The sequence below is a fragment of the Acidiphilium sp. MT5 genome, assembly GCF_054767495.1.
This window is the reverse complement of sequence record NZ_BAABMR010000003.1, coordinates 222043-246159: the sequence shown is the minus strand read 5'-3', so window position 1 is coordinate 246159 and position 24117 is coordinate 222043. Positions and strand designations below refer to the sequence as shown.

The window sequence follows — 24117 nt, the reverse complement described above, 5'->3', positions numbered from 1 at the left end:
TGTGATCGGCATCGACATCCACCGAACCTTCGGCGAGGTGGTGATATGGGAGAGCGGTATGCTTCGGCATGCCGGGCGGGTCGACATGACCCGCATAGGGCTGGAAGGCTTCGGCAAGCGGCTTCAACCGACGGATGAGGTGGTCATTGAAGCAACAGGCAACTGCATGGCGGTCTCGCGCGTGCTGTCGCCCTTCGTAGCGCGGGTCATCATCGCCAACCCGCTGCAGGTGAAGGCGATCGCCTATGCGCACGTGAAGACCGACAAGGTCGATGCGGGCACTCTGGCAAGCCTGCATGCGGCTGGTTTCCTGCCGGAGATATGGACGCCGGACCCGGCGACCGAGCGCATGCGCCGCCTGGTGGCGCGCCGCTACCAGGTTGTCCGGCACCGGACGCGGATCAAGAACGAGGTGCATTCCATCCTGCACGCCCACCTGATCCCGAAGTGTCCACATGCTGACCTGTTCAACACCCGTGGCCGGGACTGGCTGGCACGCCAGCCGGTGCCCGACGATGAACGCGCCGCCATTGAGCGGCATGTCCGGGAGCTTGATCGTTTGGCGGAAGATCTCGAGGAACTTGATCGGGAGATTGCGAATGGCGCGCTGGACGATCCTGCCGTGAAGCGGCTTCTGACGATCACCGGCATCAATCTGACAGTAGCGACCGGCCTGCTGGCTGCGATTGGCGACATCCGCCGCTTCAAGAGCCCGCAGAAGCTGGTCAGCTATTTCGGGCTGAACCCTCGCGTGCGCCAGTCCGGTCTGGGAGCGGCACACCATGGCCGAATCAGCAAGGTCGGGCGCAGCCATGCCCGCGCCATGCTGGTCGAGGCGGCCTGGGCGGCAGCCAAGGCACCAGGGCCGCTGCACGCATTCTTCGTGCGCATCCGCGCCAAGCGCGGCCTGCAAATCGCGGCGGTCGCGCTGGCACGGAAGCTGACGGTCCTTTGCTGGCATCTCCTCACGAAGGAGGAGGACTATCTCTGGGCGCGGCCTGCGCTGGTCGCCAACAAGATGCGCGCCATGGAACTCCAGGCCGGCCTACCCCAGAGAAAGGGTAGCCGGAGAGGGACAACCTATGCCTACAACGTCAAGGAACTGCGGGATCAGGAGCGGCAACTGGCCGAACGGGCGGAACGCAGCTACGAGCACCTTGTCGAAAACTGGAAGGCACGACGACCGCGGAACACGGTCCGCGAGCGCCTCAATCCGGCAGGGCATGATTAGGCGACCCGGCGGCGCTCTCAGCCGACGCGCCGCTCTTCGCCACGAGGTCACCCGCGCAGAAGGACAATAGCACAAAAGCCAGCGAAAACGCTTGTCAATCTCATCCGTGCTGTGGATCTTGACCCTGTGTTGTGCGGGGAAGTCCATATAGGCGAGGACGTCGGTTTCGCTGTCGTCGATGAAGGTGGCGAGTTTTGGCCATTTGGTGCGGAGCTGATCGGCGGTGTGGCGGAGCGTCTGGCTGGCATTGGCGCGGTCCGGCTGGATGAACGCCTGGCGCAGGGCGGCGCAGACCATGCTCTGCTGGCCCTTGCCGACATAGGATTGGGCGTTGCGCATCCAGTGGACGCGGCAGCGCTGCCAGGACGCTCCCATGACGCGGCGGATCGCGGCCTTGAGGCCCTCGTGGGCGTCGGAGATGACGAGCTTGGTGCCGCGCAGGCCGCGGCGCACCAGGCTCTTGAGGAAGGTTGCCCAGAAGGTTTCGGCTTCGGATGGCCCGATATGCAGGCCGACGATCTCGCGCTTGCCATCAGTGTTGGCTGCCACAGCGATTATTGCCGCGACCGAGACGATGCGACCTCCTTCGCGTTGCTTGAGATAGGTGGCATCGAGCCAAAGATACGGCCAGTCGCCGATAAGGAGGCGGTCGAGGAAAGCGTTGACGCGGTCATCGATGTCTTTGCAGAGCTTGCTGACGGTGCTCTTGCCGATGCCCGTGAGCCCCATGGCCTGCACCAGGTCATCAACGCGCCGGGTGGACACGCCGCTCACCCAGGCTTCTTGGATCACCGCGACGAGCGCTTTCTCGGAGGTTTTGCGGGGTTCGAGGAACGGCGGGAAGTAGCTGCCTTGCCGGAGCTTTGGAATGCGGAGCTGCAGGCTGCCGAGGCGGGTATCGAGGGTGCGGTCGCGATAGCCGTTGCGATAGGTGGTGCGCTCACCGGAGCGTTCATGCCGCCCGGCGCCGATCACACCTTCCACATCGGTCTCCATCAACAGTTGCACCACCGCCTCCGCAACGCTGCGCAAGAAATCGCCATCGCCGGCTGGAGGCGATTTCCTGATATGGATGCTCACACCTCCCGCGCTCGCCCCACGCAATCGGACCAAGACCGCACACGCTGGGTCACCGGTGCCGGGCGTTATCTCGCCGATATTGCCGCACCGGGCGCGCTCAGTGCCGCGTTTTTGCGCTCGCCTTATGGCCATGCCGAAATTAATCGGCTCGATGCTACAGCAGCGCAGGCCATGCCGGGGGTGGTGGCGGTGCTCACGGGTGCCGATTGCGCAGCGGCAGGATTTGGCAATTTCCGCGCGTTGATGCGCTATGGCGCGGGCGGTCCAAATCCGATGATTGTGCCATTCCGCCCCGTGCTCGCGCAGGATCGCGTGCGGCATGTGGGCGAGGCGGTGGCGTGCGTCATCGCGGAAACGCCGGCCATGGCGCTCGATGCGATTGAAGCGATCATGGTCGATTATCGTGAGTTGCCCACGGTGATTGGCCTTGAGGCATCATCACAAGCACAGGCGATTGTGCATGAAGTCGCACCGGATAATCTCGCTTTTGTCCATCACGCGGGTGATGCCGAGGCGGTGCGCGCAGCCTTTGCGCAAGCAGACCAGATCGTCAGCACCCAATTCGAACTGCCCCGCCTCGCGCCAACCACAATGGAGCTGCGCGGCGCGCTCGCCCGGTACGATCAAGCGGCGGAGATCTATCATTTGATCACGCCGCACCAGGGGATCAACGAAATCCGCGCGGATCTCGCCGCAATCTTGAATGTGGCAGAGACGAAAATTCACATCGAACTGCCCGATGTTGGCGGTGGCTTTGGCGCGCGCAGCCCGGCCTATCCAGAACATGCTGCCTTGTTGCTGGCAGCGCGCTTGATCGGGCGACCGGTTCGTTGGGTCGCAAGCCGCAGCGAAGCGTTTCTCACTGATTATTATGGCCGCAGCACGCGCCTAACGGGACGTTTAGCGCTGGATAAAACCGGCAAATTTACCGCGCTGGACCTGCGTTATGAGACCGATTTGGGGGCTTATATCACCACGGTGGGCGCGTTTGTGAATGTGCATAATCCGCTGATGACCAGTGGCGGAACCTACGATATTCCAGCCATCACCGTCGAGTTCCGGCAATATTTCACCCATACCGGGCCAATTGGGCCGTATCGCGGCGCGGGCCGACCGGACATGGCGCTGCTCATCGAGCGGCTGGTGGATTGTGCCGCATCCGCACGGGGCGATGATCCGCTGGCATTGCGCGCACGAAATGCCATTGCCCATGCCGCGTTTCCCTATCAAACAGCGCTGGGTGTTACCTATGACAATGCCGATTACCCGCAGCTAATCGAGGCGGCGCAGCACGCGGCTGATTGGGAAAATTTTGCCGCCCGGCGGGATGCGGCGCAAGCGCGCGGGCGGTTGCTCGGTCGCGGCGTTGCGCTCTTCACCGAAATCGCCGGTGGTGGCGCTGCAGCGCGCGACGAGGCACGGGTGACACTGCATTTGGTGAACGGACAGGTGCGGGCGCGGATTGAAACCGTGACCGGGGGTAGCGGGCAGAGCCAGGCCGAGACCTACGCGTTCATTCTGGCGCCGCGCCTGGGTCTTGATCCGGCGGATATTGAATTGGTGGCCAGCCCAGCCGATTCGACATTGCAAGGCGCCGGCTCGATTGCGTCACGCTCGACCTTGAGTGCGGGCAGTGCGGTTGCCGCTGCGGGTGATCAATTACGCACGCGGCTCTTGGCCCTGGCCGGCTTGCGGGCCAATGCGGCGCCGGATGAGTTGATCTTGGCCGACGGCGCAATTTGCCGTCAGGATGGATCGTTGGTGTTGCGGCTGGCCGATGCCATCGAGGCGGCTGACGCGCCATTGATCGCGGTGGGTGCAATGCCCTTGTCGGCCAGCTTTCCCTCTGGCTGCCATGTGGCGGAGGTTGACATTGACCCACAGACTGGTGTTGCAACTTTGGTGCGCTATGTCGCGGTTGATGATGCCGGGCTGGTGCTGAACCCGATGGCGGCGGAGGGTCAGATCCATGGCGGCATCGCACAAGGTTTGGGCGAAGTGTTTGGCGAGGCGATGATCTATGATGAGGCGGGCCAAGTGTTGACCGGCAGTTTCATGGATTATCCGATGCCACGGGCCGCCGACATGCCGTTTTTTATGACGGCAGAACGGCCAACCTTGTCGCCGCATAACCCGCTTGGGGTCAAAGGCCTGGGCGAGGCCGGCACCACCGGCGCGCTGGCGGCGGCAACCAACGCAATCGCCGATTCGCTGGCACAAGCGGGCGCAGCGTTGCCCGCTCTGCCCTGCACCCCGCAGCGTATTTGGCAAAGCCTGCGTCAGGCTGAAACAATAGCGCGGTAAAATTCCAGGGAGCAGCGTCTCAATATTTGCTGGACCGCTTGGCATTCGCGCAAATTGCTGGGGGAGAGTGACACACAGTATTCGATCGCGGTAGGGACGCCCATTACTGGACGTCCCCCGCACAGATCCACACGTGCGCGATTCGCGCATACGGCTCCTACCTTGGGTGTTTGACGGCCAAACGATCGCGCGGCCATGGATGAAGGATACGCGGTTTCGGGAGCCGGTCGTTGGCCAGCTTCTTCATCCGTTCGTATGTCGTGTTGTCCCTCTGGCTCCGTTGTTTGAGGGAGCGCCGCCAGTGGTCCCGGAATGCCTGTAATGCCGCAAAGTTAGTCGGCACCGAGTGGTAGTTGAAGAATCCGGTTACGACGTGCGCCAGCCTCTTCCCCTGTTCGGGAATTGACTGGTGTCTGCGATGTCGGTGCTCTGTTACAGCGGAGGGCGTTGAAACTGAAGCTCCAACTTGAATTCGTTACCGACATTTTGTTTCTTTCGTGCAATGTTATCTCTTCAGTCACCCCTTGTCGGCAATCGCCATACATACCCGCCTGAAGCAACACGTTGGGCCGGGTGGCTATTGCGTAAAATAGCAGCGGTGGGTTTATCGGAGTCAGCTTGGTGCTGCTCCCAGCGGCAGCGCCGAAGTCAGGAATCGCCGGCCATTGGTGGATGATAATTTACGCTGCCATCTGCACCAAAGGTGACGCCTTTAGTCTCTAGGGCCACCTTGATCGCATGTAGATTTGCTTCGGTCGTCGTTGGCGCCTCATCAGCAAGTTCTGCTCGGATCACAGTCATTCGCCCAATGCGCGCCAGTGCCGCCAACTCATTTATGGATAGCCTCGCGAGAGCCCGACCGCCTCGAATTTGAGCTCCGGTGATTTTCATAGGCCATTAAAAGACCGCCGCGACCTGTAGCGTCAAGATGTGATGAAGAATTTTTAATCTCACATGATCCTTTTTATCATTGCATTAGAGATCAATAGTCCCATATGATAATCGTGAGGCTAGGGAAGAAATCCTGCTTCCCAGCTGACCGTGCCAGACGGTTTTCTGGTAACCAATACGGCTGGTTGGAGCGCGCCAACGCTTCAACCAGCCTGGCCCATCGCATGACAAGGAAAACGACATGCAACAGGTTACCCCTATTATGCCGCCCCATTGGGGCGCGCACTACCCTGCGCAGCCCAATGCCAGGCCGACAGAAGCACCAAGACGCGATTTATTCGCGCCGGGTCCGATTAGTCCCGGGCCCAGACTCGGCGATCCAGACGAGTTGAGACCCAGGGCGCCACAGCGGGTCGCTCGACAAGCCCTGCCAACGCCAATCACGAAGGCTGGGCCGAAAGCGGGCCGGAGCACGACCTTAAAGGTGGACGCGGCGTTCAGCGCAGAGCCATTTGCCAACACCGACCTGGACGCGGGTGCATCGCCACTCCACCGAGGGGGCGCAGGATATGGCGCGCCGTCTGCGATTCTCATTGGCGAGGCCGGGACAAACCTCGTTCTGTCGTGGCTGCAAAGTTTGGGCATCCCGGCCCAAATCGCGATGCCGGGGATCGCCTATGATTTGATCGCCGATGTCGCGGGTCTGGATCTGCTCCGCATTCAGGTCAAAACGCGCAGCACGCCAAAGGGGCAGAGCTGCTCGTTCAACATGACGCGGGGTTGCTATTACTCCAAGGCGGGGATGTTCAATTATGGGCAGGATGATTTTGATCTCGCGGCTTTTGTGTGCCTTTCCATTGGCGCGGTATTTTTCTGCGCGGGTCCGGTGGAGCGCATCAGCGTCCGCCGCGCTTGGATGCAATCATCGACGATTGCGCGCGACAGTTTTGATCTGGCGCTGCATGCCATTCAGCGGCGGCGTTATGCTGATCAAGCCGCATGGCTGGCGTCAATGAATGATCATGCATCGGTGCTGAACTTCGCAGATGATCCGGCACAAAAATCGGCATCGCCCGTCTTGCCCTGTCCGGCGCCAAACCCCGTCCCGACTCTGATGCCGATTTCTACGCCAATTGCCGCGCCAATCGCCGCGCCAGTCCCCTCACCAGTTCCTGCGCCGCTTTCCGCATCACGGCCCGAAGCAAAATTGGAGCCAGATTTGCCGCAGGCATCTGAGCCAAAGCGGCGCCCAGTGCGGATGCCCGCCCCACCCAGGGTGCGCCCGCAAAAGGCTCCACCCCCCATATCCCCGTCGCAAGATGCGCTTGACGCGGTGGATTGGGATGAAGCGCTGGCCATGTTCGACGACCATGGCGACTTCGACGCGATCATCCCGATTTAAGCCCGCGCGACAACCCTCCCCCACCCATTTGCACTCCGGTTTTGCCCCGGCGCCAGAAGCGCCGTGCGGCCACACGCAACCTCATTTTGATTGAAGGTAGATGACCTATGACCAACCAATCTTCGACTGATAACAACAAAACTCACTCTCTGGCGGATCAGGGGGCTCATGATGTGACGCCCCAGGCCGGGGTCGGCGCCCAGGTCGGCACCGCTACTGTCACAAACGCGGCGAATGACGTTGCCACCAAGGCCGCGACCAATACAGGCACCGATTTCATCACCGACCATGACACCAACTTGGTGATCAACTCGACCAGCGAATCTCTCAGCAACCCGGCACTTGATCCGGCAACCGCCTCGCTCACCTCTGCGGATACGGAGTTTACGTTCGACTTTGAGTCGGACGGCCCGGTCTGCACTCTGCCCACGACCGCAGCGTCATCTGATCACTCTGATCACTCCGATCAATGGGACCTGCCCGAGCCGTCTGACCCGTCTGCGGCAACGGATGAGTGGGCAGAAAAAGATGACGCGGTGCCGTCAGATCAACCAGATCAAACGGACCAGCCCCGTCAGCCCAACCAGCCCAACCAGCCGCACCAGCCGGACCAACCCACCCAAGTGGGACCCAACCAACCCGAGCCGGGGCAACTCGATTGCGCGTATTTTGTCGGCGCAAAAATGCTCGATCGGGCTTTGGGCCCATGGGCCAACCCGCCCCGCCCGGGATTGTTCATCGTGCAAACCTCCAACAGCGCCTGGACCTCGACGATCAAAAATCTGATCGACCCCTATTTGAAACGCCGGCCCGGACAAGCCCGACGCCGCTCGTCGCGACGGCCCTATATCTACCAAGGCCCAACGATTTGCTCTTACGGTATGACCGCAGAGGAGCAATCATCCGATCTGACCTCGGAGAATAATCGTTTGCTGCAAAATATCGAGCAAAACCTTGCCGCCGGCAGCGTTGTGTTCATCGTCACCGATGATCTCGAGACCGTGCCTTTGGCGTTTCGCCATGCGGCGGATCGCATTTTTATCCTGCCACCCCCCAACCGGCAGGCCGTCATCGCCCTGCTGCGCGAGATCGCACCTGGGGCAAAAAGGTTCGATCTGCTCGATGTCCCCGTGGAGCAGCTGATGCCCCATATGCTCCGCTTGGCTTATCGGCCAGCGATCAAAACCCAGACTTTTCTCCGCCGCTTGAAACAACTTTCTACACCCGTGCCCAAAATCATCGACCACCAGATCATTCCGTTTAGTCGGCTGCATGGCGTGGAGAAGGCCGAAGCCTGGGCTGATGAACTTAAGCAGGACCTGCAGGATTATGCGGCAAAAAAATTGACCTGGTCGCAGGCACGACGGAGCCTGCTGCTCTGTGGCGTGCCCGGCACCGCTAAGACCACGCTTGCTCGCACCATTGCCGCGCATTGCGACATTGGCTTCGTGGCGACCAGCTATGCCAAATGGCAGCGCGATCAACGCGGGCATCTCGGGGATGTGTTGCGCGCCATGGCGAGCGTCTTTGCCGAGGCCCGCGCCTGCGCACCCTGCGTTTTGTTCATTGATGAGCTCGATACGCTCGGCTCGCGAGGCGATAATAGTCCGCAACGGAGCGATTGGTGGCGCTCGATCATCAATGCGCTGCTGGAGCAGATTGCCGGTGTGGATAGCAATGAGGGCGTCATTATCATTGGCGCCACCAACTATCCGGAGTTGATCGATCCGGCCATTTTGCGGTCAGGCCGGATGGAGGATCATATCATGCTCTACCCGCCGGAACCTGCCGCGCTCGCACGGATTTACCAGGATGAGCTTCAAGGTCACTGCGCGGATTCAGTGGATTTGAAACAGCTTGGGTATCTGAGTGCGGGCAAGACGGGGGCGGATGTGGTGCGGATTTGCGCGGCAGCCCGCCGCAAGGCGCGCAACCAGAGCCAGCAGGTCACGCAGGAGGATTTGATCGCGGCACTCGACAAGGACGGGGGGACGCTGAGTGCCGAGCATCGGCGGCGCATCGCGATCCATGAGGCCGGGCACGCGGTGGTGATGCACCAGCTTGACGGCGTAGAGGTTACATCGATCACGGTGATCGGGACGGGTGAGACGGGCGGCGCCACCATGAGCACGATGACGGAGCATAATTTTCTGACGCCATCGCTTTTGGAGACGCGGCTCATTGCCTTGATGGGTGGTAGGGCAGCGGAAGCGGTATTACTGGGGGATGTGAGTTCGGGGTCTGGGGGTGCTGAGGGGTCTGATTTGGGCAGTGCGACCGTGCTCGCGGCGCAGGCTGAGCTTTCCCTTGGGTTGGGGAGCCAGGGTTTGATCTGGCAGATGCCGCCGACCGCTCGGACTGTGGGTGAATGGCTGGGGCGGCGCCCGGATGTGGCGGAGGCGGTGCGTAAGAGGCTTGACCGCGCTTATCAGCGTGCTTGTGAGCTGATCCGCGCCCGGATCAGAACGGTGGAAAAACTGGCCGAGGCATTGTTGCGCCATCAGGCTCTGGCGGGTGAAGACCTTGCGCGCTTGCTCCAGGATGATGCCGTGCCCGGCGATACTACGCCGCTCCCTCACCGTTCGCGCCGCCACGATCCTCTTGGTTACGATCCAGTCGGTCACGGGCCGCTCAGCCAGGGAACAACGTCTGGCAAGCCGGCGCACAGCGAGGGGTCTGCGCCATCCGGCGCAAATTCGCGCTGCGATGATCAGGGGGCGACACCGACAGACTCTTGGCAGGCGTCAACTGCGCGTCCGGACAACGAACCGTCAGCGATTTAGGCGCACCAACCTGGCTGGCATGCGGATGCCAAATTGTCAGCCAGGCCAGCCTATCCGGAAGATCAGCCTGTATGGCGGGAGAGTGGCGTGCAGGCTGATCGCCGGTTCTGATTGCCGGTTCTGATGGTTGGTGGACGATATGGGCTGATATCGGCTGGCATCTTTCGGTATCGCCGAATATCGCCCGTTGCCCACCGATCCCGATCAATGCTGGCTGAACCCTCCTGACCCCCGCCGATGCCTATCGGTATTGGTGGGCTTTTATTCACGCCGATGAACTTCAACCGATTTTGGCACGGTATTCTCCGCCGCAGCGGCGCGAAATACCGATAGGAGCAAAATTGACCAAACGCAGCGCGCCTGATCACCGTGAACCGTCAGGCATCCTGTTCTATGGCGACCCTCATGGAAATTGGCGCCCTTTGATTGAAGCTGTGTTGCGCGACCGGCCCGCTGCCGTCGTGATCCTAGGCGATTGCGGTCTCGATGCACCACTCCGTCAAAAACTCGCCGCGATTTGGGATCAGGTGCCAGCTTGGAAATGGATCATTGGCAATCACGATGTCGATAGTCTCGGAGAATACGAGTTTTTGGTGGAGAGCCATCCGGAGGGCAATCTTGATGGAAGCTGGGCCTTACTGGACGGCCATATCGTCGCGGGGCTGGGTGGCATTTATCGCGCCCAAGTTTGGTATCCCAAATTCGGGGGCACCGATGATGATCCCCCAAAATTCCGCACCCGGCGCGACATGATCAACGTTACCGCCCGGGCGGATCGGCTCAAAGGCGGGCTGCCGCGCTCTGCACGGGCGACGATCTTTCCCGAAGATCACCAGGCGCTGCGGTCAATTCGGGCCGACATCCTCGTTTGCCATGAAGCACCGACATCGGATCGGCATGGATTTGCCGCGATCGACGCACTCGCCCATGAGATGGGCGTCAGCCTCGTGGTGCATGGTCACCATCATCGGAGTTATGAGGGGCACACCGCCCACGGTATTCCCGTCAGGGGGCTGGGTATCGCCGAGCCGTGGTTGTGGCAGGGCAACCAATGAGGAGCGGCGCGGACGATTAATCCGGCAATAATAAACGCCTTCTGATCGCGTCTATTGCGCGCGTTAACGCTCCAAGGCATGCTCCGTGTCATGCTTGATCCATTTGATCCAGATGCCTTCATTATTCATGCTGACGTCCATATCCAGGATATCCAACCGCGAATTTTCCGAAGCCTGGAACTGCCGGTCAGTAGGGCGATCAGCGCCGAATCAAGCTTTGCAGGGGAAATTGTCAGTCGCGCGCGTTTCGGGTCTGTCTTCTGTAAAGCCGCTTGAGCGGTTTGCACCCTAGCGGTCGCCGGGGCCGACCAAGTCATAGAAATTGCTTTTTGTGACTTTCACCTTGGGATATCCATTCGCCGGGTTGAAGTAGTTTCGGATCATCTCGCGGATGGAGACGATGTGGGTAATAGCGTTGGCCATCTTCTCGAACTCTACCTTCAATGGACCATGAAGTCCGTTCAGCCCGGTGGTGCCGATATTTACCGAATTCTGGCTGATAACTCGGCCATCACCGAGCGAGCAGGCAACATGGCCAAATACCTTATAGGGGGTCTCAAAATAGACTGTATAGCCGGCGGGAACGATAATCTCCCCGTTGTTGAAAGCATCGAAGTTGGTCGAATGGTCGATGATCGTATCCCAGCCAACCTGGGAATAGATTGGGAAAAATTGGTTGCCATCCTTACCCTGTAAGCGGTTCCAAAGATAACGCTTGCTGATGGCACCTGCCTGGAATGCCCAGAACACGCAGGCATTATAGCAATTGAACGACTTATTTGCATGATAGACGCCGCGGACTGCATCCTTCGCCTCGAAATTTATATTGTTCCACTTCGGCATTTTCAGGATGTTGTTCTGAGCATGCAACGCAACCATACTCCCGGCGATACCGGGCAGCGTGAACCAACTTTTGATCTCGGCTATCAACGGCGTCTCCGATTGCTCGGGCAGGGCCTTCAGCCGTGCCATCTCGGTCCCACGCTGGCCAGGGTCGGCAATGAATAACCGGGCGAGCAGCATGAGCGCGCGCTTCGCCCGCCGCGGGCCAGAGTTAAACAGATTGAAGTTACCGATCGAGAGTGCATTGCCAAGAGCGGTCTTGTCTGCCACCCCGGCAATCAGCGTTGTCACCTCGTTATATTGTGTAGGCGAGATGTGGTTCGAGAGATATAGCTTGGTATCGTTCAATCGGTCGGCAGCGTTCTTCATGACAGACCTCATTGGGGTGTGACGATTTCGGACATTCACCAGGACGCTTGGCTTGCGAGAAGCGCAAAAAACTATACACAATATTTTGTTATCTATCTAACGTTATAATATCACCGCCTCGTCGAAACATGCAACCATGGCTCCATCGCTGGGTTGAAATTCGAGACGCAACCGAGTGTGATGAGGTAGTGGGGAAAGTGATCGGATTTTCGTTGATTAATCGACGGTTTCTCGGGAATGTGTTAATGGCAACGGTCAGCGTCCCGACATTGGCGGGACTTTGGAAAAATCCCCAGTGAGACCACAATGGAAGAAAAGGGGACCTGATAGCCAATAGACTAGGGTTTAGAAGGAACCTTCATCATTCTCAGCGTGATGATCCGCGCGACGGTCAATATCCTCCCGGAATATGAGCGCCGTGTTGCATTCACACTTAGTCGATTTCAGTAGGTGAAAGGGCCCGGTTTGATCGTGCTGATCCCATTCAGGAGTTACAACCGTGCTGACGCAACCCTACAGGCCAAAAAGACACAGGAGTGCCGCGACAATCAAAGCCCTCCGAACAGATCGATCGGGTCTTTTGGTCCTCGTGACGTCAATTCATGTCAAATCGCACGCCCCTTATTGTGTCTACTCTCGGCTCTGTTGGGCTACACGACCCAACAGAACCGCTGAGCCCGACCTATTTAATGATTGAACCGGGATATTTCGCGAGTAGAGCCACGTAGGTTGGTGACATGGCTTGTTTTGGGAAAAACGCTTTCCAGACCGATACCGGCAATAGTTGCGAAGGCGGCGGCGCAAAGACAAAATCGGACTTTGTGACCATCGCATGGCATGCATCACAGCTCGCTATTTTTCCAAATGCGACTGATTTTCCGGTGGGCGAATAGGCGGCCATCACCCAGTTCCGGTTGGCGGCGTCATAGCCCGATAATTTCAGCATCGCCGTGACCCCGGTGAGTTGATGCTGAGCATTATAGTTTTTCTTGACCAGCAGACTGCCGTTGGGATAGCGCGTGACCGCCTGCACCGATCGCGCCGCCGTGATCGCAGAACTGGCAGATTGATTGCTCAAATCGGTTGTGAACACATCGACCGTTCGTGATCCGGGTTGGAAAGCGTGGCTGAACGGCATGATCGATTTCGATTTTTCGAGCGCTTGGATTTGCTGCCAAAGTTGGGCAGGTGTCGGCGGGAGTGCATGAACGGCTGGATTATTAGCCGCACCAGCGATCCCAACTAGACCCACCATAGCGGCGGCAAGTGAAAATGCGCTGATCATGATCCTTGAGGTTTGATGCATGGTTTTATCCTCTTTTAAGATTGATATTCATTAGTTGGAAGGGCGTCGGGTTACCGCACATCTGCGATGAGACGATCACTGCCAGCCCCATTTGGTGAAAATCGCTCGCCCTCGTGCCGATGCGAGGAATGCGGCGAATTGCTTAACCACGGGGCGCGCCTCGCCGGCATGGGTTAGGGCGATTCCGGCATCGCGATAGATTTGATATTTCGGAGCAATCGACACGGTGGTGGCGAGCGTGGGGTTGGCAACCTGCCAAATGTTCCAGATCAGCCAAGCATCGAGAGATTTATCTTTGATCCAATCGGCGCGAGCGACAGCGCTGTTGCCGGCAACAACGGCGATGTTGCGCCGGAAGCCCTGGACATCGGCGATGCTACCGGTGCGTCCAGCGACATCCTCCCACAGCCCTTGCTGGCCGGCCCCATTCACAACCAGAATATGGTGTCCAGATTTGAACAAGTCGGTGACGCCGGTAATGTGGTCGGGGTTGCCCGGTCGCACGAGAATGGCGGCGGAGCGCAGGTAGAGCGGTTCGACTGTCGCGGGATCAATCTCGGTGGGCATGGCGGCTTGAAAATCGCTCATCATGGTTTCCGCACCGCTGAAGATCAGGTCGGCGTTGGTCTTGGCCATGTGGAGCCATTTTGGGGTCGGGCCCGCAACAACGATCACCTTGATATGGTGGGCGGCACCAAATTGCCGGGCGGCCTCGGTCATTGCGGGAGCGGGACCACCAGGGCCATAAACATAGATCGGCGTCGCCGCATAGGCTGCTTGGACGGTGGCGACTGTCATCAATAAGGCCAGTGCCAGTCCAATCATGATCGCTTTACTCATGTTGATGTCCCTGATGGTTGATAGTGCAGATTAATCGTCGATGGATTAGGGTTTTGCCGTCCATGAAACTTGCGCCATGCCGGGCTTGATCACCCGCCAGACACCTTTGACGCCCTGGCCGGTAATGTCGCCAGGCTTTTTATCCTTAATCCACGTGTAAAGCGGATAGCCCTGATAGGTCAGCTCCTTTTCCCCGCCTTTGCGAACCGCGATGCCCCATGGCTTCATCGGCTTGAAGCCTGCAGGGGCTGCCACCGGGGGCCAAAGCGTGGCGCATTCGCCGTAGCATGTTGATTTATGGCTATGGGGGACGTCCTTCTTGAACTCATAGACGGTCATGCCTTTGGAGGTGGCATAAACCGGACCCAACTTGGATTTCTCAAGGCGAATCGTTTTAGGCAGGTTCGTGTGCATTGCCGCATGGGCGGTGAACCCAAGTGCCAAGGCCAGAACAACGCCACTTGCGATTGCGAAGGGGGTCTTTCGAGTGGTCATGATTATGCTCCGAAAAAACGTGATAATGTTGAGACATTTAGTCAGGTCTTTGTTGTTCGATGCGCCAGAACGCCGAGGTTCGGCTCTTGTCACAGAGCACTTACCCAGCGCGGAACATCCGTCTGATTATCAATCGGGCTACATCACGCGTGCCTCCTATCAGGTGAGTGGCCGCTTGGCCGTTGGTGCCGCGCGCGATTTTGGCGACGATCAAATCGCATTTTCGTCATCGCGGATTTTATTGGCGAGATGATGCAGTTGCTTTGCCTGAGCATCGGCGATGACTGCATAACCAATTCCATTGTGAATCCAAGAAAAACTTGTGTGATCGCGACCGCGATGCTCCACCATTTTCACCGAAGGAGAAGCGATCTCCATTTTCCGAACCAGGAGGATGAGAGAGTTGCCTGATTGGTCGCGATAGAGCACCGAAGCTGCGGGCCCGTGGATGGTAGCAACCCAGTCGACCTCGATGCGTTGAAAGCCAGACGCTGAGAGATCCGGGAGCTTAAAACGACCGCCAATCCGCGTCCCAATCACAGCCGGATCGATATTTGCTTGGGTCGAGCTACCGGCTGAATCACCAGATTTTTGCGGATTGAAGTTGCGACCAGCAAAAATCTCGAATGCCGCTTTGCTTTCCAGCGCAAGCGAATGAATCCCGGTATCACGCGCCAGTGACTGATCCGACCCCGCTTGCCCATGGCCAATCCAGCCGGCAGCACCACCAATCGTGAGCGCGATCAGCAAACCCGCAGCCGCGCGCAGCTGGGGCTTAAACCATAATGCCGAACGGGCCATCGGTCTGGTAGAATGTTTAATATCACCGGCAACCGCGATATGAGCCAGAACTAATTCAGAAGGCAAAGGCTCAGCGACAATCGGATCGAATGCTGTCCGCAACGCCTCGCGCTGGGCGATCCAGGCGTCAATCCGGCGACGCTGACCAGGATTAGAGCAGAGATACGCATCGACATCGGCCCAGCGCGCAGCGTCCAGTTTGCCATCGACGTAGGCGTGCAAATCATCATCGGTAATTGGTGGGATTGGGTGGTTCATTTGACCCGCCGTAAAATCGGTTGTGTCGATCCATCCATTGCAGCACTCAGCCGATCGCGGGCGCGGCTGAGGCGCGACATAACAGTGCCCAAAGGAATATCAAGCATAGTAGCCACCTCGGCATAGGTGAAATTTTCCAGCGTCACCAGCAACAACACCTCGCGCATTTCATCGGGGAGCGCGGCCAGACCGGCTTTCAGATCACGCATGCGCAGTCCAGCCTCTTGTGTGGCCGGGACGCGATACATCAGCGCGTCGGCTCCTGTGTCAGAATCATCGATTGGAATCGTCCGGCGGTATTTTGCTCTGCGCCTGTCGCTGATGAAGCGGTTTCGCATGATGGTAAACAACCACGGCCGAAGTTCATTCAGGGGCATTGACGGTCTCATAGTGGCCAGAGCCTGGAGTAGGGCATCGTGAACCAAATCGTCAGCGTCTTGGACCGAACCAAGCAGAGCGCGCGCATAGCGCCGCAGCGCCGGTATAAGCGCCTCAATCGCCGCATTCATGGCGACTTAAGGGGTCCAAAATTACGCATCAGTGTTGGCAAGCGATCTGAAGCTCATGACGCACCAACGCATGGAATTAAGAATTATTCCATCGGCGCGAAAAATAATCGAAATTTATGACTTGGCACGACCCTGACCATGATGACCATAAAAGCATGCGCCGATGGGTTGGCCGAAAGTTCGATCCAGACCGATTTAATCTGGAAGCAACCAACAAAGCCATCGCCCGAGCAATGCGGGCGTCCCAGGGCGAGTATCGGTTCCGCCTCATTTAGGCGCCGCCGCAGTCTCCAGCGGCGGTGATCATCGCAGACACGCCGATTAGGCCAATACTCTGCCCGAAACCCACTTTCGCGTGAGGATGCAGTAAATTGCGCACGGTCTGATTGACTTACTGGGCCACAAGATTATGCGCAGGCTCATGGAAAACCGGCTTATGTTGCTTCCGATCATCTATGTAGTTGCTGTGGTTGCCTTTGGATTGATCGCGATGCTGATACTCCCTGGAGGTCATGCTGAAAATCACCATCGTGGCCACACGAAAGATGTTTCTCTCCAGATCAACAAATCCACAAACGCGCCGTCCGCCGGATGATATATTCCGTGTTCGATGGGACATTGCGGCCTCCTGGGCATGGATAAGGCTTTGCCGACCAGCCGGATTGGGCGCATTAGCCTTCCCAGCGCACCCAGACATGATCGCGCAGATCTTTGGCCCCCTGGAAGGCGACTGGCCGTCTCTATGGCTGGACGCCACTATATCTGAAGGTGTGCGAGGGCGGGGGCCGGATCTTCTCGGTGGCCGTTACCATCGCGACTGGCGTCAATAGCGCAGCCAGCGCGAAGTTCTCGGCATGGCGGTCGCCGCTTGGAGGGCTGAATTCTGGTCTAGTTCTGGATGTGGGGTGGTCTGTGAGCGCGGGCGGCCTGCGGCCGCCCCCATCAGTGGGTGGTCTTTCTTTGGGTGTGAGGCGATCTGGCTTGGGGTCTGGGATACCTGCGTCCTGGCTTTGGTGGTCTTTTTTGGCGTGGTTTTGCGTGTGCTAAATCTGTCATATTTAGCGTTTTCGGATTCGCTAAATCTGTCATATTTAGCGTTTTCGGATTCGCTAAATCTGTCATATTTAGCGCTTTTGGATTCGCTAAATCTGTCATTTTTATCTTTATTTTGGGGCTGCGGTTGGTGGCCTTTTTGGGCGGCTTATCCGCTTCGGTAGCGGGTGATCTGGGGTCTTATTAGGCTACCCTTAATTTTAACTTGGCCATCTGTTCTCGCGGTCGACCGATTTTAGCGGGCGACTTATATTTTAACGGGCGCGCTTTATCCCTCGCTGGTGCCCCCATTTTGGCTCCGGTTGCCTGTGCCTGCTCTTAGCTAAATTTAGCTAAATTTTATCTTCGGCTTATGGCAACCCACTTAAAATTAAGTGCGGCCCTTATTTTTATGGTTGACCTTATTTTTAATGCAGGGCAACTTTTTATCGATTTTGGTCATCTAAGTTCGATTTTGGCTGTCTACCCCCCGTTGTCGAAGGTTTTTACTCAAAAAAATCCCTCGATATCACCATCCAGGGCCCTGAAAAGTAAAGACCTGCGAAGATCTCGGTCAAAAATATCAAAGAAATTGTATAATAAAACGCAGAAAAGTAAAAAATGGCGAAGAATTTGTAAAAATAACTGTAGAAAATCGGGCCCCGGCGGGAGCCATAAATTTTAACTAAAATTATAAGTCTGGCGAGTTAAAATTTTATCTGACCGTTATCTAGCACATATTAGCAGATAAAGATAGGGGACTTAAATTTAATTCGACCCGAGTTATAATTTTAAGTCAGCCTATCTACGCTCACGATCTCGTTATATTTGATTAAGTCATGAATCTTAAAAGCACGCTAAATCTGTCAGATTTAACGTATCACAAAAATGCTAAATATGTCAGATTTAGCGCATGGCAAAAATGCTAAATCTGTCAGATTTAGCGTAACACAAAAATGCTAAATCTGTCAGATTCTGCATTTTTCGAATGTGCAAAATCTGACAGATTTGGCATATCGATCATTTATGTGCTCACTATTAAATAATTTGCATTATATTTCTGCTATATAGTCAAGAAAAAAACCTAATATACAATAAAAAACTTGACATAAACCAAATCTATATACTCGTTTAGCATTGCTGTTGTATTTTATGGCGAGTTCTGAACCAATAGGCAACCACCGCCTTCGGTCTGACATACACCATCGCCAGCGAGCTCGTGCATCTGAGGCTCAGCACATGGCATTACGCGCCGCTGGTGCCGCGCTTGCCCGGCATCTTCCCCCATTACGCGGCACCAATCGTGCGCAACCAGCCCAACGGGCGAAAACTGGTTATGGCGCGCTGGGGTATGCCCTCACCATCCTTTGCCCTGCAGGGCCGGAACGCTGATCCGGGGATCACCAACGTGCGCAATACCGCCTCGCCGCACTGGCGCCGTGAACTGGTCCCACTTTCGGGCCCAGTTCACGCACCGGTAAGCCAGCCAGCAACCTTCCAGAGTGGCAGCAATACGCTGCGCTGATGCGGACCCAGCAACGCATCCAGCCGGGCGAGGTGATCACACTCGGTCGCGAGATGCCGCTCGGTAAATTGCCGGACCCCTGGATCGTAAGCGATTGCCAGCATCCCGACGTAGATCGCCACAGCGCCCGTTTCTCCGGCATGATCCGAGCGCAGATCGCCGATCAAGCCGCTAACGTCGCGGGCGATCCCAACCACGGTTTGAACATCCAACTCGGCATGGGAAATAATTTGACTGACATCGAGCATGCAGCGAACATTGTTGCGAATCAGCTTGTTGCAACCGCCCCTTCGCGCCAGACGAATGAGGCACCTACCTCAGCGCACGCCAGAGTTTAACGCTCAGCCGATCACGCCGAGTGCGGCCAGCACCCGGGTCGGGGTGAGCGGTAAGGCGGTGAGCAAGGCGGCATCCGGCGCCAGCGCGTCGTTCACCGCGTTCAGCACCGCCGCCGCCGCCGCGGCGGTGCCCGCTTCGCCCGCACCTTTGGCGCCCAGCGCGGTTTCCGCCGTCGGCGTGCAAACATGGCCAATCTCGATATCGGGCATTTCGGCGGCCATCGGCACCAGATAATCGGCCATCGTCGCGTTGGTCATCTGTCCCGCCGCGTCATACCGGCACGCCTCGAACAAGGCGGCCCCGAGCCCCTGCACCACGCCGCCGCGAATTTGCTCATCGACCAGCAGCGTGTTGATGATGGTGCCGCAATCTTCAACCACCCAATGACGGCGCAGCGTGATAAACCCAGTCTCGGTATCGATATCGACCAGCGACCCCTGCACGCCATTGGTAAAGGCGAACGGATAGTCGCGCGGCACGTGATGGCGGGTCGCCGCCAATTCGGGGACGATACCGGGGGGCAGCGTGTCAGGACGAAAATGCGCGATCCGCGCGAGATCAGCCAGCGCCATGCGCGGCGCCCCGGCGGCATCGGTGATCTGACCGTCACGCAAATCAAGCCGCGATGGATCGGCCTGTAATAAACTCGCCGCCAGCGTGAGCAATTGACCGCGCAACGCCCACGCCGCTTGCCATGCCGCCTCGCCGCCTACGCCCGCGCCGCGCGAGGCCCAGGTGCCACCGCCATAAGGCGTCGCGTCCGTATCGCCGAGCCGGACCAAAACCTGCTCCGGCGCTAAGCCCAGCGCCTCCGCCGCGATTTGCGCCAGAATGGTCTCGGTGCCTTGCCCCTGCTCGGTAACGCCCGCCTGCAGCACAACATGCCCAGCGGCATCAAGCCGGATGGTCGCCCCCTCCTGCGCCGAGATATGCGCGCCGCCCACACCATAAAACGCCGCACCCGGATTGGTGATTTCAATGAAACTGGCAATGCCGATGCCACGCCGGATCCCCCGTGCGCGCAAAGCCGCCTGCTCGGCACGCAACGCATCATAGCCCATCATCGTCAGGAGTTTTTCCAGGCAGGCATGGTGCGATAGCGCCTCGAACCGCATGCCACTGGCGGAGCAAGTCGGGTAGGCATCGTCAGCGATCAGATTGCGCCGCCGGATCAGCACCGGATCAACGCCAATCCGCCGTGCCGCCGCATCGATCAGCGCCTCGGTCACCGTGGTCGCAATCGGGTGACCAACCGCGCGATATTGCGACATCATCGCCTTGGTCTGAAACGCAACCCGCGCGCGGGCGCGGTAAGCTGCCACCGCATACGGCCCGCCGACCAGATTGATCACCTGATTCGCCTCAACCGCCGAGGTGCGGGGATACGCCGAATACGGGCCAATGCCCGTGAGGTCATCAACATCAAATCCGGTAATCATCCCTGCCCGGGTCACCCCAATCCGCGCGCGCACCTGATGACCGCGCGCATGAATGTCACCGATGAAACTCTCCAGCCGGTCAGCAACAAAGCGCACGGGCCGCCGCAGGGCGCGGCTCGCGGCGATGGCCGCCATTTCATCGGGATAAATATGGATTTTAATCCCGAATGAGCCGCCAACATCAGGAGCCAGCACCCGCACTTGATGCGCCGCGAGACCAAAATGCCGAGCATAGACATCCTGCAACATATGCGGAACCTGGGTGCCCGCATGCACGGTCAGGCGTTGCTCGCCCTCATTCCAATCGGCCACCACCGCGCGCGGCTCGAGCGTGACGCCGGTATGGCGCGCAAAGTCGAAATCAAGGGTCACGATCTCATCGGCCATGGCCATTGCGGCGTCGATGTCGCCCGCCTCGATCCGCCGTTCAAACGCCAGATTATCGCCGAGCGCGGGATGAATCGGCACAGCATCCGGTGCCAGCGCCGCCAGAGCATCAACCACCGGTGCCAGCGGCTGGTAGTCAACGGCAATCTGTTCGGCAGCATCCTCGGCCTCGGCGCGGCTGGTCGCGAGCACCATCGCCACCGGCTCGCCATGAAAGCGCACGCGGCCCCGCGCCAGCGGATATTGCGGCGCGGATTTCAGCCCGGTGAGATGGGTCAGCGTGCCGACCCACGGGGAACACCACGGGTCAATCGCCGCCGCATCGAACACGCCGACAACCCCTGGCATCGCGCGCGCGACGTCCAGCGCAATATTGCCGAGTTCTGCATGGGCGTGGGGCGAGCGCACAAAGGCGGCATGAACCATGCGCGGCAACATAATGTCACTGGCGAAGCGCCCGCGCCCCTGAGCAAGCCGCCGAGATGTGCCGCGCGGCACAGAGCGGCCAATTTGACGCGCCGGGCGATCAGGATCGTTGAATTTCATCGGCTGCCAACCTGCGCGATGGCATCAATGATCGCCTCATAGCCGGTGCAGCGACAATAATTGCCGGATAAATGCGCGCGGATCGCGCTGCGGTCGCACCGGTCAGGCGCGTTGGCAAGGAAATCGAGCGCGGTGATCACCATGCCCGGCGTGCAATACCCGCATTGCAGCGCGTTGCGGGCCGCGAAAGCGTCTTGCAGCGCCTGGGCCTCGCCGGAATCGGTAACGCCCTCGATGGTCTCAATGGTCGCGCCGTCGGCTTGCACCGCCAGCACCAAGCAAGACCGCACAATCGCGCCATTGAGCCGGATGGTACACGCGCCGCAAACCCCGTGCTCGCACCCAAGATGCGTGCCGGTCAGGCCGCAATGCTCACGCAAAAAATCAGCCAAATGCACCCGTGGCAATATCTCGGCATGGATCATCGCGCCATTGATGGTGAGGGTAATGCCGGTCATGCTTCGGTCCCTGCTTCGGTCCCAGCTGTCGCCCCTGGCGTCATCCATGCGGTGGCAACCCGGCGCAGCAGCACTTGCGCGAGATGCAGGCGCATCGCCGCTCCGGCCTCAGGGTCGTCATGCGCAGGTAAATCCTCTGCGAGCGCCCGGCAGGCCGCGCCAATCCGCTCAGCATCCAGCGGCAAGGTGCCCAGCGCGGCAGCGGCGCGATGGGCGAGCAGCGCCGTCGGCCCCGCCGCAAAGAAGGCCAAACGCGTTTCAGCGCGGGTGATCGTCGCAGCCAAGCCAATGATGGCGTAATCACCATGACGACGGGCGAGTTCAGCGAACCCCCAGCGCCGCTCGCGGATCGGGATATCAACGGCAACCAAAATCTCATCCGGCGCCAAGGCGGTTTCAAACATGCTCGTGAAGAAATCACCTGCTCTAATCAGCCTCGTGCCCAACGCCCCCTCGACGATCATCGTGGCATCAAGATTAACCGCTGGGAAGGCGAGGCCGTACTTGATCAAATGGCAGCGCGGCTTGCAGCCAGGCCAGAAATCCTGAGGGTGCGCCGGGAGACCGTTGAACATCCGTTCGGCAGCATCAAGCAGTGGATGAACCAGGGATATTTTCTGATGCGTGGGATCGAGAAGGTTCGAGGAGAGTTCAGTCTCACTTCGCTGGCCTACAACATCAAGAGGGTGCTCAACCTCGTCGCGTGGGACACGCTGATGGCGGCAGTGAAGGTGGAGGTCGCGCCGGGCTGAAAAGCCCGGACTCCTGGGCGTTTGCCCGGTCGGCGGCATGGATTTGCCGCTGGCAGGTCAGGCACAGGTCGTACGTAAGCGGGTTGATCGGCCTCGGCACGTTACTCGGGAGGCTGACCATCCGATCGACCGTGCTAACCCGCACCGCAGAGTTTTCACACAGTCTGGATTGTTTTTGGACACGCTTATAACTCGCTCAATGGAATTTCATAAACAAAAATACAAGCCGCCAAGAGCCGGTACAGGCAGGGGAATCGCACTTGAAATTTTCAGAATAAGGGGGGCTTGCGTGACTGAGCGGGAGCGATTCTACCGACGGCGTGTGAAACACTTCGGGGGAGGACACGTTGGAGGAATTTGCTGCGTGCTGGCAGGGTTTGGAAGATCCGCGGACCAGTAATGCCGCTTTGCACAACTTCCATGAGCTTTTGATGATAGCCTTGTGCACGGTTCTGTGCGGTGGCCAATGCGCTGTCGACATGGCGCTGTTTGCCCGCGCGAAAGAGTCGTTTCTGCGGGGGTTTCTGAAGCTTGAGAACGGACTACCCAGCCATGACACGTTCAGCCGGCTATTTCGTCAGATCGATCCGGAGCAGTTCAGCGCTGCGTTTCAGCGGTTCATGGCTCGATTTTCCAAGACGATCGAGGGTGTTGTGGCGATCGATGGGAAAGTCCTTCGTCGATCTTTCGATCATGCCCGCGGCAAATCGGCGTTGCATATGGTCAGCGCTTGGGGTTGCGAACAGCGTCTCGTGCTGGCGCAGATCGCCACAGACGTCAAATCCAATGAAATCACCGCAGTGCCGAAACTGTTGAAGTTGCTATCATTGAAAGGCACGATCGTTACAACCGATGCGCTGAACTGCCAGCGTGCGATCGCGCAACAAATCGTCGATCAAGGAGGTGATTACGTTCTCGCGCTGAAGGGGAACCAAGGCAACTTGCATGGTGATGTCTCCATGTTTCTCAACGACGTGCGGTGCGACGAAACCAATACGACGCGCACAGTCGATGCTGATCATGGTCGTATCGAGACCCGCACCGCAACCGTTTCAGACGATATCGCCTGGTTGCAGGAGGGACACCGATGGCCGGGTCTTGCCGCCATCGGCAAAATTGTCCGTATGCGCGAAACCTCCACCAAAACCACGACTGAGACCGCCTACTACCTGCTCAGCACTGTGCTCTCCAGCGAACGCTTCAATGAGGTTGTCCGGTCACATTGGGGCATTGAAAACCGGCTCCATTGGAGGCTCGATGTCGTCATGAACGAGGATCAGGATCGAAGCAGATTGGGCAATAGCCCAAATAATCTCGCAGTCCTGCGACATATGGCCCTGAACGTCATGCAAAAAGAGAACGCCACCAGGGGCTCCCTGCGCGGCAAATTCAAACGGGCCGGATGGGATGATGCCTACCTCACCAGCCTCCTACAACTATTCTGAAGTGCGATTGCCCTGCCGGTACAGGCG

The 24117-nt window shown here is 58.4% G+C and carries 22 protein-coding genes and 1 pseudogene; 11 read left to right on the top strand and 12 right to left on the bottom strand.

Going from position 1 to position 24117, the window contains the following annotated elements:
- Positions 1-10: 10 nt before the first annotated feature.
- A complete protein-coding gene (locus ACYUCQ_RS05160; protein ID WP_460253515.1) occupies positions 11-1231 on the top strand; it encodes an IS110 family RNA-guided transposase in 1221 nt (406 codons plus the stop codon).
- A 90-nt stretch (positions 1232-1321) separates the two neighbouring features.
- Here ACYUCQ_RS05160 and ACYUCQ_RS05155 read toward each other — a convergent pair.
- A pseudogene (locus ACYUCQ_RS05155) lies at positions 1322-2311 on the bottom strand (IS256 family transposase); the annotation flags it as partial.
- On the opposite strand from ACYUCQ_RS05155, the gene ACYUCQ_RS05150 reads away from it, so the two are divergent.
- Positions 2300-4615, top strand: coding sequence for a xanthine dehydrogenase family protein molybdopterin-binding subunit (locus ACYUCQ_RS05150; protein WP_460253432.1), 2316 nt, complete (start codon positions 2300-2302; stop codon positions 4613-4615). The pseudogene ACYUCQ_RS05155 and the gene ACYUCQ_RS05150 sit on opposite strands and share 12 nt — an antisense overlap.
- A 648-nt stretch (positions 4616-5263) precedes the next feature.
- Here ACYUCQ_RS05150 and ACYUCQ_RS05145 read toward each other — a convergent pair.
- Positions 5264-5506, bottom strand: a complete 243-nt coding sequence (locus ACYUCQ_RS05145; RefSeq protein ID WP_460253431.1) for an XRE family transcriptional regulator — start codon at positions 5504-5506, stop codon at positions 5264-5266.
- Positions 5507-5990: 484 nt separating this feature from the next.
- Here ACYUCQ_RS05145 and ACYUCQ_RS05140 point away from each other — a divergent pair, with 484 nt between their 5' ends.
- From ACYUCQ_RS05140 to ACYUCQ_RS05125, 4 genes are all read left to right on the top strand, one after another.
- Positions 5991-6908 carry a PDDEXK-like family protein gene (locus ACYUCQ_RS05140; protein ID WP_460253430.1) on the top strand — a complete coding sequence of 306 codons (918 nt, stop codon included), beginning with the start codon at positions 5991-5993 and terminating at the stop codon, positions 6906-6908.
- Positions 6909-7015: 107 nt separating this feature from the next.
- Entirely contained in the window at positions 7016-9691 is a 2676-nt protein-coding gene (locus tag ACYUCQ_RS05135; RefSeq protein ID WP_460253429.1) for an AAA family ATPase, read from the top strand.
- A 341-nt stretch (positions 9692-10032) separates the two neighbouring features.
- Positions 10033-10746 (top strand): metallophosphoesterase family protein, encoded by a 714-nt coding sequence (locus ACYUCQ_RS05130; protein WP_460253428.1) that lies wholly within the window; start codon positions 10033-10035, stop codon positions 10744-10746.
- Positions 10747-10836: 90 nt separating this feature from the next.
- Positions 10837-11022 carry a hypothetical protein gene (locus tag ACYUCQ_RS05125; protein WP_460253427.1) on the top strand — a complete coding sequence of 62 codons (186 nt, stop codon included), beginning with the start codon at positions 10837-10839 and terminating at the stop codon, positions 11020-11022.
- Between the two features lie 12 nt (positions 11023-11034).
- Here ACYUCQ_RS05125 and ACYUCQ_RS05120 read toward each other — a convergent pair whose 3' ends face one another.
- From ACYUCQ_RS05120 to ACYUCQ_RS05095, 6 genes are all read right to left on the bottom strand, one after another.
- Positions 11035-11958, bottom strand: coding sequence for a hypothetical protein (locus ACYUCQ_RS05120; protein WP_460253426.1), 924 nt, complete (start codon positions 11956-11958; stop codon positions 11035-11037).
- A 682-nt stretch (positions 11959-12640) separates the two neighbouring features.
- Positions 12641-13096: a cytochrome P460 family protein gene (locus ACYUCQ_RS05115; RefSeq protein ID WP_460253514.1), complete on the bottom strand. Its 456-nt coding sequence runs from the start codon at positions 13094-13096 to the stop codon at positions 12641-12643.
- A gap of 243 nt (positions 13097-13339) precedes the next feature.
- Entirely contained in the window at positions 13340-14104 is a 765-nt protein-coding gene (locus ACYUCQ_RS05110; RefSeq protein ID WP_460253425.1) for a substrate-binding domain-containing protein, read from the bottom strand.
- A 45-nt stretch (positions 14105-14149) separates the two neighbouring features.
- Positions 14150-14599: a COG4315 family predicted lipoprotein gene (locus ACYUCQ_RS05105; protein WP_460253424.1), complete on the bottom strand. Its 450-nt coding sequence runs from the start codon at positions 14597-14599 to the stop codon at positions 14150-14152.
- A 210-nt stretch (positions 14600-14809) separates the two neighbouring features.
- Entirely contained in the window at positions 14810-15622 is an 813-nt protein-coding gene (locus ACYUCQ_RS05100; RefSeq protein ID WP_460253423.1) for an anti-sigma factor family protein, read from the bottom strand.
- Between the two features lie 32 nt (positions 15623-15654).
- A complete protein-coding gene (locus ACYUCQ_RS05095; RefSeq protein ID WP_460253422.1) occupies positions 15655-16167 on the bottom strand; it encodes an RNA polymerase sigma factor in 513 nt (170 codons plus the stop codon).
- Positions 16168-16283: 116 nt separating this feature from the next.
- Between ACYUCQ_RS05095 and ACYUCQ_RS05090 the strand changes: the two genes are divergently transcribed.
- The 3 genes from ACYUCQ_RS05090 (at position 16284) to ACYUCQ_RS05080 (ending at position 18591) form a co-directional block, all read left to right on the top strand.
- Positions 16284-16442 (top strand): IS1096 element passenger TnpR family protein, encoded by a 159-nt coding sequence (locus tag ACYUCQ_RS05090; protein ID WP_460253421.1) that lies wholly within the window; start codon positions 16284-16286, stop codon positions 16440-16442.
- Positions 16443-16588: 146 nt separating this feature from the next.
- Positions 16589-16762, top strand: a complete 174-nt coding sequence (locus ACYUCQ_RS05085) for a hypothetical protein (RefSeq protein ID WP_460253420.1) — start codon at positions 16589-16591, stop codon at positions 16760-16762.
- Between the two features lie 1676 nt (positions 16763-18438).
- Entirely contained in the window at positions 18439-18591 is a 153-nt protein-coding gene (locus ACYUCQ_RS05080; RefSeq protein WP_460253419.1) for a hypothetical protein, read from the top strand.
- A 75-nt stretch (positions 18592-18666) separates the two neighbouring features.
- On the opposite strand, the gene ACYUCQ_RS05075 is transcribed toward ACYUCQ_RS05080, so the two are convergent.
- The 4 genes from ACYUCQ_RS05075 to ACYUCQ_RS05060 form a co-directional block, all read right to left on the bottom strand.
- Positions 18667-18972, bottom strand: coding sequence for a demethoxyubiquinone hydroxylase family protein (locus tag ACYUCQ_RS05075; RefSeq protein ID WP_460253418.1), 306 nt, complete (start codon positions 18970-18972; stop codon positions 18667-18669).
- Positions 18973-19065: 93 nt separating this feature from the next.
- Entirely contained in the window at positions 19066-21435 is a 2370-nt protein-coding gene (locus ACYUCQ_RS05070; RefSeq protein WP_460253417.1) for a xanthine dehydrogenase family protein molybdopterin-binding subunit, read from the bottom strand.
- Positions 21432-21893: a (2Fe-2S)-binding protein gene (locus tag ACYUCQ_RS05065; protein WP_460253416.1), complete on the bottom strand. Its 462-nt coding sequence runs from the start codon at positions 21891-21893 to the stop codon at positions 21432-21434. Before ACYUCQ_RS05065 ends, ACYUCQ_RS05070 begins: the two co-directional genes overlap by 4 nt.
- On the bottom strand, positions 21890-22405 hold the full coding sequence (locus tag ACYUCQ_RS05060) for an FAD binding domain-containing protein (protein WP_460253513.1): 516 nt from the start codon (positions 22403-22405) through the stop codon (positions 21890-21892). Before ACYUCQ_RS05060 ends, ACYUCQ_RS05065 begins: the two co-directional genes overlap by 4 nt.
- On the opposite strand from ACYUCQ_RS05060, the gene ACYUCQ_RS05055 reads away from it, so the two are divergent.
- Entirely contained in the window at positions 22310-22645 is a 336-nt protein-coding gene (locus ACYUCQ_RS05055; RefSeq protein WP_460253512.1) for a transposase, read from the top strand. The genes ACYUCQ_RS05060 and ACYUCQ_RS05055 overlap by 96 nt on opposite strands.
- 347 nt (positions 22646-22992) lie before the next feature.
- On the top strand, positions 22993-24090 hold the full coding sequence (locus ACYUCQ_RS05050; RefSeq protein ID WP_460253415.1) for an ISAs1 family transposase: 1098 nt from the start codon (positions 22993-22995) through the stop codon (positions 24088-24090).
- Positions 24091-24117: the final 27 nt, after the last annotated feature.

What these genes read in the sequence shown, in the direction of transcription:
- ACYUCQ_RS05150 (WP_460253432.1), top strand. Translation starts at nt 2,300, where the DNA reads ATGGATGCTCACACCTCCCGCGCTCGCCCCACGCAATCGGACCAAGAC.
- ACYUCQ_RS05145 (WP_460253431.1), bottom strand. Translation starts at nt 5,506, where the DNA reads ATGAAAATCACCGGAGCTCAAATTCGAGGCGGTCGGGCTCTCGCGAGG.
- ACYUCQ_RS05135 (WP_460253429.1), top strand. Translation starts at nt 7,016, where the DNA reads ATGACCAACCAATCTTCGACTGATAACAACAAAACTCACTCTCTGGCG.
- ACYUCQ_RS05125 (WP_460253427.1), top strand. Translation starts at nt 10,837, where the DNA reads ATGCTTGATCCATTTGATCCAGATGCCTTCATTATTCATGCTGACGTC.
- ACYUCQ_RS05120 (WP_460253426.1), bottom strand. Translation starts at nt 11,958, where the DNA reads ATGAAGAACGCTGCCGACCGATTGAACGATACCAAGCTATATCTCTCG.
- ACYUCQ_RS05115 (WP_460253514.1), bottom strand. Translation starts at nt 13,096, where the DNA reads ATGCCGTTCAGCCACGCTTTCCAACCCGGATCACGAACGGTCGATGTG.
- ACYUCQ_RS05110 (WP_460253425.1), bottom strand. Translation starts at nt 14,104, where the DNA reads ATGAGTAAAGCGATCATGATTGGACTGGCACTGGCCTTATTGATGACA.
- ACYUCQ_RS05105 (WP_460253424.1), bottom strand. Translation starts at nt 14,599, where the DNA reads ATGACCACTCGAAAGACCCCCTTCGCAATCGCAAGTGGCGTTGTTCTG.
- ACYUCQ_RS05095 (WP_460253422.1), bottom strand. Translation starts at nt 16,167, where the DNA reads ATGAATGCGGCGATTGAGGCGCTTATACCGGCGCTGCGGCGCTATGCG.
- ACYUCQ_RS05090 (WP_460253421.1), top strand. Translation starts at nt 16,284, where the DNA reads ATGACTTGGCACGACCCTGACCATGATGACCATAAAAGCATGCGCCGA.
- ACYUCQ_RS05085 (WP_460253420.1), top strand. Translation starts at nt 16,589, where the DNA reads ATGGAAAACCGGCTTATGTTGCTTCCGATCATCTATGTAGTTGCTGTG.
- ACYUCQ_RS05080 (WP_460253419.1), top strand. Translation starts at nt 18,439, where the DNA reads ATGGCATTACGCGCCGCTGGTGCCGCGCTTGCCCGGCATCTTCCCCCA.
- ACYUCQ_RS05075 (WP_460253418.1), bottom strand. Translation starts at nt 18,972, where the DNA reads ATGCTCGATGTCAGTCAAATTATTTCCCATGCCGAGTTGGATGTTCAA.
- ACYUCQ_RS05070 (WP_460253417.1), bottom strand. Translation starts at nt 21,435, where the DNA reads ATGAAATTCAACGATCCTGATCGCCCGGCGCGTCAAATTGGCCGCTCT.
- ACYUCQ_RS05065 (WP_460253416.1), bottom strand. Translation starts at nt 21,893, where the DNA reads ATGACCGGCATTACCCTCACCATCAATGGCGCGATGATCCATGCCGAG.